The 12,797-nt window shown below is 74.7% G+C and carries 9 protein-coding genes; 6 read left to right on the top strand and 3 right to left on the bottom strand.

The genetic code is table 11. From position 1 onward, the window contains the following. Positions 1 to 257: 257 nt before the first annotated feature. From ML5_RS15410 to rocD, 5 genes are all read left to right on the top strand, one after another. Positions 258 to 1,004 (top strand): cellulose binding domain-containing protein, encoded by a 747-nt coding sequence (locus ML5_RS15410; protein ID WP_013475303.1) that lies wholly within the window; start codon positions 258 to 260, stop codon positions 1,002 to 1,004. A 5-nt stretch (positions 1,005 to 1,009) separates the two neighbouring features. Then, positions 1,010 to 2,467 (top strand): RICIN domain-containing protein, encoded by a 1,458-nt coding sequence (locus tag ML5_RS15405; RefSeq protein WP_013475302.1) that lies wholly within the window; start codon positions 1,010 to 1,012, stop codon positions 2,465 to 2,467. Between the two features lie 113 nt (positions 2,468 to 2,580). After that, positions 2,581 to 3,453, top strand: coding sequence for a thrombospondin (locus tag ML5_RS15400; RefSeq protein ID WP_013475301.1), 873 nt, complete (start codon positions 2,581 to 2,583; stop codon positions 3,451 to 3,453). Between the two features lie 286 nt (positions 3,454 to 3,739). Beyond that, on the top strand, positions 3,740 to 4,555 hold the full coding sequence (ddaH, locus tag ML5_RS15395) for a dimethylargininase (RefSeq protein WP_030271835.1): 816 nt from the start codon (positions 3,740 to 3,742) through the stop codon (positions 4,553 to 4,555). Continuing rightward, positions 4,555 to 5,769 carry an ornithine--oxo-acid transaminase gene (rocD, locus tag ML5_RS15390; RefSeq protein WP_030271837.1) on the top strand — a complete coding sequence of 405 codons (1,215 nt, stop codon included), beginning with the start codon at positions 4,555 to 4,557 and terminating at the stop codon, positions 5,767 to 5,769. The genes ddaH and rocD overlap by 1 nt, the downstream gene beginning before the upstream one ends. A 74-nt stretch (positions 5,770 to 5,843) precedes the next feature. On the opposite strand, the gene ML5_RS15385 is transcribed toward rocD, so the two are convergent. Together ML5_RS15385 and ML5_RS15380 are read right to left on the bottom strand one after the other, a co-directional pair. After that, on the bottom strand, positions 5,844 to 6,992 hold the full coding sequence (locus ML5_RS15385; RefSeq protein WP_041784533.1) for an FHA domain-containing protein: 1,149 nt from the start codon (positions 6,990 to 6,992) through the stop codon (positions 5,844 to 5,846). Between the two features lie 197 nt (positions 6,993 to 7,189). After that, positions 7,190 to 8,242, bottom strand: coding sequence for an acyl-CoA desaturase (locus ML5_RS15380; RefSeq protein ID WP_013475299.1), 1,053 nt, complete (start codon positions 8,240 to 8,242; stop codon positions 7,190 to 7,192). 285 nt (positions 8,243 to 8,527) lie between these two features. Between ML5_RS15380 and ML5_RS15375 the strand changes: the two genes are divergently transcribed. Next, positions 8,528 to 9,307: an SDR family NAD(P)-dependent oxidoreductase gene (locus tag ML5_RS15375; RefSeq protein WP_013475298.1), complete on the top strand. Its 780-nt coding sequence runs from the start codon at positions 8,528 to 8,530 to the stop codon at positions 9,305 to 9,307. A gap of 57 nt (positions 9,308 to 9,364) precedes the next feature. On the opposite strand, the gene ML5_RS15370 is transcribed toward ML5_RS15375, so the two are convergent. Further along, the gene (locus ML5_RS15370; protein ID WP_013475297.1) at positions 9,365 to 12,772 is read right to left on the bottom strand and encodes an SCO7613 C-terminal domain-containing membrane protein; all 3,408 of its coding nucleotides are present in this window, start codon (positions 12,770 to 12,772) and stop codon (positions 9,365 to 9,367) included. Positions 12,773 to 12,797 lie beyond the last annotated feature (25 nt).

The following is a 12,797-nucleotide window of genomic DNA, read 5'->3' as shown; positions in this document are numbered from 1 at the left end:
GGATCGGACCGCCGGCGACGTCGGGTCCTGGGACGACATTGAATCGATGTTCGTCGACTGAAAGACTGGCGGCGGCAGCGCTCGGGAGCCAGTGCGAGCCGCTCGATCTCGCCGGAGGGACAAGCGCGGGGTGATGCGCCACCCCGGTGCCGGGCAGTCGTCTCCGGCGCTCCGCCGTGTCGTCACGGCGGCGACATCGCGGTCCACCACCACTCCGGCGCCGACCGCCCCCGGCGCCCCCAGCTCGGGAGAGACAGATGCTCCGTACGCTCGGCGCGGCACTGGCCGCCGCCCTCGCCCTCACCGGCCTGGCCGCCTCGGCCGGCGCCGACCGGTCGCCCGCCACCACGACGACGCTCGCCACGGCGGCGACGCCGACCCCGACGCCCACGTTCGCGTGCCCGCCGGCGTTGCCGGTCAGCGGCCAGGTGACCGGGGCCACCACGACCAGCATCACCATCACCTACTGGATGGTGCTCAGCCCGCCCTGCGGATACGACCCGCCGCTGGTCGTCAGCCTCTTCGCCAGCCGCGAGGACGCCACCGGGTGGCGCGATCCGGTGGCCGAGGCCGTCACCGGGCCGGAACGATCCGGGACGGTGACCATCGGCGGCCTGGCCCCTGGTACCGAGTACTGGTTCCGGTTCGGCGACACCAAGGGCACGCGGGATCCGTACGTGATCGGCGGGCCGGCGCGCACGCTGTCGCTCTGCTCCGCGACGGCCACGATCGACAGCAGGTGGGGCGGTGGCTTCGTCGCCACTGTGACGGTGCGCAACGACGGCACCGATCCGGTCCCGGGCTGGCTGGTCTCGTGGCGGTGGTCCGGTGACGAGCGCATCCAGTCGGTCTGGGGCGGGGTGGCCGAGGGCTCCGGCCAGGACGCCGAGGTCCGCAACGCCTCCTGGAACGGGACGCTGGCGCCGGGTGCTTCGACGACGTTCGGCCTGCTCGTGGCGACGAGCGCGACGCCCGCCGCCATCACGCCGGTCTGCGGGCGGTGACCGGCATGCGGTGGACGGCACGGCACGGCGGCGCCGGCCGCCTCCTCGCGGCGGGGCTGGCGCTGGCAGTGGCCGTCGCGGCGACGGTGGTGGGACCGGCAGCGGGTGCGCTGGCGGCCCCGGTGACAGTCACCAACGGCACCCAGTTCACCGACACCACCGGCGCCGTGGTGCACGCCCACGGCGGCGGTGTCCTCAAGGTCGGCGACTACTACTACTGGTTCGGCGAGAACCGCAACCCGGACAACACGTTCCGGGCGGTCTCCGTCTACCGCTCCACGGACCTGCGCACCTGGGAGTTCCGCAACAACGTGCTCACCCAGTCGTCGGCCGCGGAGCTGCGGGTCGCCAACATCGAGCGGCCGAAGGTCGTCTACAACGCGGGCACCGGCCGGTTCGTGATGTGGATGCACAAGGAGAACGGGTCCGACTACAACGAGGCGCGGGCCGCTGTCGCCTCCTCGGCAACCGTGGACGGGAACTACACGTACCACGGCAGCTTCCGGCCGCTCGGGCAGCACATGTCCCGCGACATCACGCTCTACAACGACAACGGCACCGCGTACATGATCTCGGCGGCCGACGACAACTACGACCTGAAGATCTACCGGCTCACCTCGGACTACCTCAACGTGGCCGCCCTGGTGGGCAACTTCTGGGACGGCGCGCACCGCGAGGCGCCCGCGATGTTCAAGCGGGGCTCCACGTACTTCCTGCTGACCTCGGGGGCGACGGGATGGAGCCCGAACCAGGCCCGGTACGCCACCGCCCCGAGCATCTCGGGACCGTGGAGCGGCTGGACCGACGTGGGCAACGGCACCACCTTCAACTCCCAGCCGGCCTTCGTGCTGCCGATCCAGGGCACGTCCGGCACCAGCTACCTCTATCTGGGTGACAGGTGGGCGGGCGCCTGGGGCGGACCGGCCAACGACTCCCAGTACGTGTGGCTGCCGATCGCCTTCCCGACCGCCACCAGCATGAGCCTGACCTGGTATCCGTCAGTCACCGTCGACACGGCGGCGGGCACGGTCACCGGCAACTCGCCCACGTACTACCGCGTCACCGCCCAGCACAGCGGCCGGGTGCTCGACGTGATCAACGGCTCCACGGCGAACAACGCCGAGGTCAAGCAGTGGGGCTGGAACGGCGGCGGCAACCAGAGGTGGGAGTTCCAGGACGCCGGTGGCGGCTGGTTCCGCCTCGTCAACGCGGCGAGCGGCAAGTGTCTCGACGTCGCGAACGCGTCCACCGCCGACGGCGCCAACATCATCCAGTACACCTGCGGCAGCGGCGCCAACCAGCAGTGGCAGTGGGCCGCGCTCGGCGGCTGGTTCCAGTTGCGGGCCCGGCACAGCGGCAAGTGCCTGGACGTGGTGAACGCGGGCACCGGCGACGGCGCGGACGTCCAGCAGTACGCCTGCGGTGCGGGCACCAACCAGCAGTGGTCACGCACGGTGTCGTGACCGGACGGCACGCCTGAGCGTGCGGAGCGAACCCAGGGGTGTCGATTTCGGCACACCTGGGTACTTCCTGCTTGTCATGCGCGGCCTCCGCGCCTGGATCAGGAGGTGCCATCGTGAAGATCTTGTCCCGCCGGAACTCTCCGGCGACCAGTACCGATACCAACGGCGACGGCGTGGTCGACGAGCGCGACCGGACCGCCGAGCAGCCGGCCGACCGGCCCGTGGTCACCGACCGCGACGAGGAGCGGACCACGTACCGCAGCGCCGCCACAGCGACCGACGACGAGCGCGCCCGGGACGCGGCGACCGACCGGGACGCGCGCGACCTCGGCGCGACGACGACCGACGGCCGGACGGCGGCCACGACGACCGACGCCCGGATCGCGGCCGACGACGAGCGGGACGCGGAGGCCCGGCGACGGGCGGCGGACCGGGGCGCGGCGGCGCGCGCGGTCACCGGCCGGCGGGTCGACGCCGACACGCGGACCGCTCCGGTGACCGACGCCCGGACCGTCGGCGCGGCGCCCGCCGCCGAGCGCACCGTGGACCTGGACCGCGACGGCCGTCCGGACCGCACCGACCTCGACCGGGACGGCCGCCCCGACGGTACGGACACCGACCGCGACGGCCGGGTGGACCGGCCGGAGCCGTACACCACCAAGCGTCCCCGGGCCAGCCTGCTCGCCACGCTCGGCCTGGTCGTCTCGGTCGTCGGGGCGCTGTTCGTGCTCTCCGGCACGCTCGCCGGGTACGGCATCGGCGTCGGCGCGGTCGGCGCCGTGCTGGCGGTGCTGGGCCTGATCGCCACCCGTCGCCGGCACGTGGCGGGCAAGACCGACGCGCTGATCGGCATCGCTGTCGGCCTGGCCGCCGTGGTGCTCGGCATCGTGGCGATGACCGGCCAGTTCGACTGGCCGACCACCGACGGCGACTGGGTGGGCCGCTTCCGCGAGTGGCTCGACTCACAGTTTGGCAACTGGTTCTGACGGGCACTGTCCCGATCGCCGGCAGGTCCGGCCAGCCCGATCAGTTCCGGTGGTTCACCGGCCGGGCAACACCTCTTTCGGGGGCGGCGGTTCGCCGCCCCCGAAGTGTGTCCGGGGTCGGCGCAACGATCACTCGCTGCTGACCGATTCAACGCAACGATTCGCTGCTCAACGCAACTTCCCGCGGTGGATGTCGTCTACCCGGGCCGCATAACGTTGGACCACGGCGCCAGCCCGTGGGCCGACGGTGGCCGGGCGCGCCCGACTCTGGGAGCACGACATGACGATGGACGCCATCCGCCAGCGCTTTCTGATGTGCCGGCCGACGTACTTCGCCGTCGACTACGCGATCAACCCGTGGATGGACCCCACCGCCCCGGTCGACGCCGACCTGGCGATCCGGCAGTGGGAGCAGCTTCGGCGCACGTACCTGGACCTGGGCCACGAGGTCGACCTGATCGAGCCGGTCGCCGGCCTGCCGGACATGGTCTTCGCCGCGAACGGCGGCACCGTGATCGACGGCAAGGCCATGGCGGTGCAGTTCCGCGACCCGCAGCGCGCCGACGAGGCGCCCGCGTACCGGGCCTGGTTCGAGGGCGCCGGCTTCGAGATGTACGACCCGAAGCACGTCAACGAGGGCGAGGGCGACGTCCTGCTGGCCGGTGACCACCTGCTCGCCGGCACCGGGTTCCGCACCGCGCACGCCTCGCACGCGCAGCTCCAGGAGGTCTTCGGCTACCCGGTGATCACCATGCAGCTCGTGGACCCCCGCTTCTACCACCTGGACACCGCGCTGACAGTGCTCGACGAGCGCACCGTGGCGTACCTGCCGGAGGCGTTCTCCCCCGGCAGCCGGGCGGTGCTGCGCCGGTTGTTCCCGGACGCGATCCACGCCACCATGGCCGACGCCGAGGTGCTGGGCCTGAACGCAGTCAGCGACGGCCGGCACGTGGTGCTGCCCGCGCAGGCCACCGACCTGGCCGCGAAGCTGCGCGACCGGGGCTACGAGACCATCGGGATCGACCTGTCCGAGCTGCGCAAGGCCGGCGGCGGACCGAAGTGCTGCACGTTGCGACTCCGTCAGGGAAAGGCGAGCAAGTGATCATCGACGACATGCTGCGGACTCCGTCCGCGGTCCGGGACGCGGAGCGTCACACGGCGCACAACTACCACCCGCTGCCCGTGGTGATCTCGTCGGCCGAGGGCGCCTGGCTGACCGACGTGGACGGCCGCCGCTACCTGGACTGCCTGGCGGGATACTCGGCGCTGAACTTCGGCCACCGGCACCCGAAGCTGATCGAGGCCGCGCACGCGCAGCTCGACCGGCTCACGCTGACCAGCCGCGCGTTCATCCACGACCAGTTCGCCGACTTCTGCCGCGAGCTGGCCGCGCTGTGCGGCAAGGACCTCGTGCTGCCGATGAACACCGGCGCCGAGGCGGTGGAGACCGGCATCAAGGTGGCCCGCAAGTGGGGCTACCAGGTCAAGGGCGTCACGCCGGGCCAGGCCAACATCGTGGTGGCGGAGGGCAACTTCCACGGCCGTACGACCACGATCGTCAGCTTCTCCACCGACGAGGACGCGCGCGCCGACTTCGGGCCGTACACCCCGGGTTTCACAGTGGTGCCCTACGGCGACCTGGACGCGCTGACCGCGGCGATCGACGAGAACACGGTGGCCGTGCTGCTGGAGCCGATCCAGGGTGAGCAGGGCGTCGTGGTGCCGCCGGAGGGCTACCTGCCGGGTGTGCGCCGGGTCTGCACCGAACGCAACGTGCTGTTCGTCGCCGACGAGATCCAGTCGGGTCTGGGGCGTACCGGCGCGACGTTCGCCTGCGAGCACGAGGGCGTCGAGCCGGACATGTACCTGCTGGGCAAGGCGCTCGGCGGCGGCATCGTGCCGGTGTCGGCGGTGGCGGCGAACCGCGACGTGCTGGGTGTGCTCCAGCCGGGCCAGCACGGCTCGACGTTCGGCGGCAACCCGCTGGCCTGCGCGGTCGCGACCGAGGTGGTCCGGCTGCTCGCCACCGGCGAGTTCCAGCGCCGCTCGGCCGAGCTGGGCGAGCGGCTGCACGCCGGGCTGCGCGGCCTGATCGGCAAGGGCCTGGTGGCGGTACGCGGGCGCGGGCTGTGGGCCGGGCTGGACATCGACCCGGAGCTGATGACCGGCCGGCAGGCGTGCGAGCGGCTGATGGAGCGGGGCGTGCTGGCCAAGGACACGCACGGCTCGACCATCCGGCTCGCCCCGCCGCTGGTGATCACCGCCGACGAGATCGACCACGCGGTGGCGCAGCTCGCCGCAGTCCTGGCCGGCTGAGGCCGTACGCGGCCGACTCCGTACGCGAGAAGGCGCCGGGACCGCGACGGTCCCGGCGCCTTCGCACGTGCCCGTCAGGGACGCGGCAGCCGCATCGCCATGGTCGGCGCCTCGGCCATCACCGAGTTCGGGGTGTACTTCGCGTCGCTGCTCATGTCGTCCGCGCGGCCCACCTGCACGCCCGGGTACAGCTCGATCAGGTCGCTCTCGGCGAGCACCCGTGACTGCTGCGGCGCCAGCGCGATCCGCTCGTGCTCGGCCATCGAACCACCGGGGCGTACGCCGGAGCCGTTGGTGCTGGTGTCGGTGACCACCACCTCGCCCACCCGCAGCTCCAGCCGGATGTGGCTGCGGCTGATCCAGCGCCGGGCCTCGTCGTTGAGCCACTGGCCGAGCGTCACCCCACCCGGGCCGTCCGGCGCCCGGCCGATCGCCACCGGCTCGGTCTCGGTGAGCACGAACCGCTTGCGGACCAGACCGCCGATGCGCACGGCGAGCACAGCGGTACGCGGGCGCGGGCCGGCGTCGGAGAGCCGTGCGCCGTGCCGGGGGCAGGTCGGCGCGCCGGTACGCAGCGTGGGCGGCGGCTGCTCGGCCGGCACCCGGTCCACGGCGGCCAGGTCGGCGAAGGCGCCACCGCCCCCACCGCCCCCGAACAGCGCGCAGCCCGGCTCGGGACAGCGCCACTTCCGGGAGAGCACCTTGACGCCCGCGGGTGAGCGACTGCCGGTGGCCGGATCCTGGCCGCCGCCGACGTGCGCGATGAACACCGGCCCGCCGGCGCCGGGCACCGGGGCGAGCACGCGGCCCGCCTGCCCGACCCACGGGTACCGCCCGACGAGCCCGTCCAGCCGCGCCCGGGTGAGCACCGGCAGGCCGAGCAGGTCGGCCACCTCCAGCATCCGGTCACCGGGCTGGTCGAGCACCTCCACCAGGCCGTCGTCGGCCCACCGGCGCACCACCATCCGCTCGTTGGAGGTCAGGTCGGCGTCGGACAGCAGCGCCCGGTGCACGATCGCGTAGACCGGGACGCTGTCCTCGCCGATCTGCCGGGACAGCGCGTCGATCACCATGCCGAGTCGCAGCAGGCTGGCCGGACGGCCGCCGTCCAGGTTCTGCCAGCGGATCACCTCGGCCAGGTCGACCACGGCCCGGGCCAGCGACGGATCGGTGCAGACCCGACCCTCGATGGCGTCGAGCACCTTGCTGATCTCGAATCTCATGCCGCAGCTCCGCACGATGTCGTCCCGTGACGCGGCCGGGGCCGGTCGGCCCGCCGCGCCGCGCGCCACCACCGCGGCGCGTCCTCCACCATGCGACGACCCTACCGGCCGCCCCCGTCGGCGGCGTGGCGGCGCACTCCCGAAAGGGGCGCACGCCACCGGGCGGGCGCCGCTCGCCCCCGCCCGGCCCGCCGCGCTCAGGCCGCGCGCAGCGGGCGGCCCACGTCGTGCAGGTGCACCAGGGCCTGCCGGTACGACTCGAACAGCCCGGTCTCCGCATACGGGACGCCCTGCTCGGCGCAGTACGCCATGACCAGCGGCCGGGCCCGGCGCAGGTTGGCGCGCGGCATGTTCGGGAACAGGTGGTGCTCGATCTGGTAGTTGAGCCCGCCCAGCGCCAGGTCGACGAACCGGCCGCCGCGTACGTTGCGTGAGGTCAGCACCTGCTTGCGCAGGTAGTCCAGCTCGTCGTCGGCGGTGGGCATCGGCATGCCCTTGTGGTTCGGAGCGAACGAGCAGCCCATGTAGAGGCCCCACAGCCCCTGGTGCACGGCGACGAACAGCAGCGCCTTCGCCGGTGACATGACCGCGAACAGCAGCCCGAGGTAGCCGGCGGCGTGCGCGGCGAGCAGCAGCGCCTCCACGGCCCGGTGCCGCATCGGCACCCGCCACCGCCCGTCCGGTTCCCGGCCGATGAGCGCCTGCACGCTCGCCACGTGCAGCGCCAGCCCTTCCAGCAGCAGCAGCGGGAAGAACAGCCACGCCTGGCGGCGGGCCATCCACCGGCTCAGGCCGCGCGTCGCCATCGCCTGCTCGTACGTCCAGACCAGCGCGCCCGCGCCGACGTCCGGGTCCTCGTCGGTGTGGTTCGGGTTGGCGTGGTGCCGGTTGTGCTTGTCCACCCACCAGCCGTAGCTGAGCCCGACCGCGAGGTTGCCGGCGACCAGTCCGGCCGCCTCGCTCGGCCCGCGCCGGCGGAACATCTGCCGGTGCCCGGCGTCGTGGCCGAGGAACGCCACCTGCGTGGTGGCCACCGCCATCACCACCGCCAGCGGCACCTGCCACCACGAGTCACCGACGAGCGCCACCACGATCCAGCCGGCCAGGAACGCGCCGAGCGTGAGCGCGATCCGCAGCGCGTACCGGCCGGGCCGCCGCTCGAGCAGTCCCGCCTCGGCGATCCGGCGGGACAGCCGCGCGTAGTCGCTGCCCCGCCGTGCTGCGGGTTCCGTCGACGTGGAAGTGGTCATGTCGCCCCCGATGCCGCGAGCCACGCTCCGTACGCGACTCTCCGTCACCGATTCTGGCGATGACCGTCGCCGTGGGTAATCCCGCAGACCCCCGGCTCGGAGGTGGTGCTGGCCCTACCTCTCTGGGCCGGCGCGGCGCAAACGATCTTCGTCACACCGCAGCGAGCCCGTACGACGGTGGGCGCACCCGCTCTGACCAGCTAATCTGTACGTAAAGATGAGTACCACTCAGCTGAACGGCCGATAGGCAGGCTGCACGGTCATCGACAGACGGGAGACAGCGCGGTGCGTGGATTGACGGACAAGGTGGTGTTGGTGACGGGCGGCGGCTTCAGCCCCGACCAGGTGGGCTCCGGACTCGGCATGTCCATGTGCGTCGAGCTGGCCGCCGAGGGCGCGAAGGTGGTCGTCTCCGACCTCTCCCTGGAACGCGCCGAGGCGACAGTCACGCGCGTCAAGGAAGCCGGCGGCGACGCGGTGGCGGTGGCGGCCGACGTCACCGACGAGGACTCGGTGCGCGCCATGGTGAGCGCCGCCCTCGACGCGTACGGGCGCATCGACGTGCTGGTGAACAACGCCGGCGTGTTCGGCGCGTACGTGCCGCTGCTGGAGATCGAGAACAGCCAGTGGGACCGCGTCATGGAGGTCGACCTGAAGGGCGTCTTCCTCGCCACCAAGGCCACGCTGCCGCACATGCTGGAGCGCGGCAAGGGCGTCGTGATCAACGTGTCGTCGGCGTCCGGCGTGGTCGCCAGCGAGGTCGGCGCGGAGTACACCACCGCCAAACACGGCGTCATCGGGCTGACCAAGCAGATCGCCTACGACTACGGCCACCAGGGCATCCGTGCGGTCGGCATCGGCCCCGGCGTGATCAAGACCGCCGCCTTCGAGGGCGCGGAGATCACCAGCGACTTCCCGTTCTACGACCTGACCATGCAGGCGCCCGCCGGCCGGTACGGCGAGCCGCACGAGATCGCCCGCGCGGTCTGCTTCCTCGCCAGCGACGACGCGTCCTTCATCCACGGCCACACCATCCCGGTCGACGGTGGTTCGCCGATCAGGTGAGGCGAACGGATCGGCCCGGGCGGGATCGTCTCCCGCCCGGGCCGCGTCCCCGCCGGGTCAGCCGAGCCGGGCGACGGCGTCGCGCAGCCGGACCAGGTCGCGCCGGCGCCGCTCGTAGGTGGCGGCCAGCCCGATCAGCAGCAGCCCGCCGAGGCCCAGGAAGATCCAGCGGGGCAGCAGGTCCCAGCCCCGGGCCAGCTCGTGCAGCGCCAGCGGCACCAGCGTGGCCGCGCCCAGCACCACTGGCGCCTGCCAGCGCCGGGCCGCCCCGCCGAGCACGACGGCGAGCGCCGCCGCGCCGAGCGCCAGCCGCCGCCACGGCTGCGGCTCACCTGACACCAGCACCGACACGAGGCTCGGCAGGAACGCCGCACCGAGTCCCGGGCCGAGCGCCAGCCAGCTGGTCAGCCCGGGCCGGCGCCGCAGCGCCAGTAGCCCGGCGCCCAGGGCGAGCGCCGCCGCCGGCAGCGTGTACGCCTCCAGCACGACCACCCCGCCCGCGGCGAGCAGCAACCACCCGCCGACCAGCTCGCTGCCGGCGGCCACCGCCGCCAGCACGCGACGCCCGGCCGGCGACTCGCCCCGGCGCGGCACCCGGACCGCGACGGCCACACCCCACAGCACGCAGACCGCCGCCGCGTACCGCAGCGAGCCGCCGGTGAGCAGCAGCGCGAGCAGCGCCACGGCCTGCGCCGCCGCCTCCAGCGCCCACGCACCGGCCCGCCCCGCGCCGACGCCGCCCGGCCCTCGGACCACGCGCAGCAGCGGCGCCGTGTGCAGCGTCACCGCCGCGACGGCCAGGGCGGCGAACGCCGCGGTACGCAGCGGCAGCCCCGCCGCCAGCGACGCGGTGACCGCGAACCCGGTGGCAGTCGCGACCGCGCCCAGCCACCCCGCGATCCGGACCACCGCCGGCCGCCCGGCCGCCCCGGTCACGGCACCGGCCACCACCAGCGCCCCGAGTGCGGCGAGCGTTCCCGCCCGGGTGGCGAGCAGGCCACCGAACCCGGGTACGGCCAGCACCGCCCCGAGCGGCACGAGCACCACCGGGCGCGCGCCGGTGAGCGCGACGACCAGCAGCGCTGCCAGCCCGACGCCGAACGCGACCGCCGGCACCACCGGCCAGGGCGCACCGGCCGCCTCCGCCAGCACCGGCAGCGCGACAGCGCCGAACGGCAGCGCGGCGAGCCACCAGGCGGCGCGGCGATCCGTGGCGGCGTACGCCCCGGCGGCGACGCCCAGGAGCAGCAGCACCAGCCCGGCGCGGGCGGTCCCGGCCGAGGCAGCCGCGGCGGCGGGCACCCCGGACCAGGGTTGCACCGGCAGGTCAACGAGCAACGTCAGCACCACCGGGGACACGGCCAGCAACGCCATGGCGGCCAGCACGGCGCCGACCGCGCGCAGCGCGACCGCCGGCCGGGAGCCGGCCCCGGCGGCGAGCGCCAGCAGCACCCCCACCGCTGCGTACGGCGCCACCGGTTCCCCGCCCGGCGCGACGAGCGGCCCGAGGCCGACCCCGGCGAGCGCGACGGCGAGCCCCGTCGAGGCGTACCCGCTCAGGTCGGTCCACAGGCGACGGACGGCGAGGACGACGACGACCGGCACCACGACGGCGGCGGTCGCGCCGCGCAGCTGCCACCAGGCCGGCGCGCCGAGGCCGAGCAGCGCGACCGCCACGCCCGCCGGTACGGCGAGCAGCGAAACGGCCAGCGCGACGCCGCCGACGACCGGCTGCGCGCCCTGTCCACGCCGGCCCAGCGTCGCGAGCGCCGCGCCGAGCACCGCCGTGACGGCGAGCACGGCCACGGCCCCGCCCGGGGCGGCGCAGCCGACGAGCAGCGCGTGCCCGAGCAGTACCGCCCCGGCCGACGCGGTGACCGGCACGACGACCCGCCCTCCACGCGGCCGGGCCACCGCCGCCAGCAGCAGCGCGGCGGCCGTCGCGAGGTCCACGACCAGCACCAGCGGCCACGGCGTCGCCGTCACGGCCGGCGCGGCGAGGGCGACCAGACCGGCGGCGGCCACGCCGGCGAGCGGCCGGACGGCCCGGGGCGTCAGCAGCGCGACCGCCCCGGCGGTCAGCAGCAGGGCCACCGGAAGCTGCCAGCCCCAGGACGGGACCGGCACGTCCCGGCCGCCCTGCCAGGCCGGGAAGCCGACGCTCGCGGTGGACGCGCCGACCAGGCCGGTGAGCACGACCACCACCTGGCCCAGCGCGGCGGCCACGGCGAGCGCGCCCACGAGCGGACCGGTCCGGACCGGCGCCGGCAACGCCCGGACCGCACCGGCGAGCGCCGCCACCACGAGGCCGGCGGCGAGCAGCAGCAGCCCGGACCGCCACTCGCCGACCGGCCGGATCAGCGCGACCGCGAGCACCGGCACCAGCAGCCCGGTGGCCGTCGCGCGCCAGAGGCGGCCACCCGCGGCGAACCCGCCGGCGACCAGCGCCAGCGCCACCACCAGCAGCGGACCGCCGGCCAGCAGCGGCGTGCCCGCCGCGTGGCCGACCGCCAGCGGCACCAGCGCGCAGCCGGCCGCCAGGACCAGCGCCGTGCCGTGCCCGGTCCAGCCCAGCACCCGCCCGGCCACCAGCGCCGTGCGATTGCCGGAGGTACGGCGGCGCAGCACGACCACGACCGCGAGGTCACCGAGCGCCACGGCGGTCAGCACCAGCGCCCAGCCGGCAGCGGTGGGCCGGAACGCGGCAGCGGCCAGCGGCAGCACCGGCTGCGCGAGCAGCCACGCCGCGAACCAGGGTGCGGTGAGGCGGCTGACCAGCGCGTAACCGGCGGCCACCGCGGCGCTGCCCGCCGCCACCAGCGCCGCGTACCGGCTGCCGGGCAGGCCGGTCACCCCGAACAGGTCCACCGACCAGGCGGCGGATCCGTCCAGGACCACCAGGAGCAGCGCCACCGAGGCGAGCGTCTCGGCGGTGCCGCGCAGACCGCGGGCCCGGGCGACGAGCGGCGCGACCAGGGCCAGCGCGGTGACGGCGAGCAGGATCAGCGCCCGGCCAGCCACCCCGAACGTGCTCCAGGCGACGGCGGTGAACACCACGGCGGCGGTGCCGAGCAGCAGGCCACCGAGGACGAACAGCAGGCCCTGGACCGCGCGGGTGGAGGTCTCCGCGCCGCCGGGGCGTACCGCGACGGGGGTGGGCGGAAGCTGACGCGGCGGCGCCGGCGCCGGGAACGGCGCGGGACCGGCGGCGCGCGGCGCGGGGATCTCCTGCCGGATCCGGGCCGCCAGCACCGCCCGCCGCTGCCGGGCCGTGACCAGCCGGCCGGACAGATCCTGGTACGTCAGCCGGGCCGCCTCGACGCGCGGCACCAGCTCGGTGATCTCCCGGTCCAGCCGGACAACCTTGGCGGCGGGCGGGTAGGGCGGGCGGCCGCAGGCGCGGCATCCGGCGACGAGGTCGGCCGGGGCGCCGCAACCGGGGCAGGGGTAGCCGGTGTTCTCCACCCCGCCAGCTTCGTCAACGGCGGAG

This window comes from Micromonospora sp. L5, from assembly GCF_000177655.2.
Taxonomy (GTDB): Bacteria; Actinomycetota; Actinomycetes; order Mycobacteriales; family Micromonosporaceae; genus Micromonospora; species Micromonospora aurantiaca.
The sequence above is the reverse complement of the archived record's forward strand: the minus strand, read 5'-3'. Positions and strand labels throughout refer to the sequence as shown.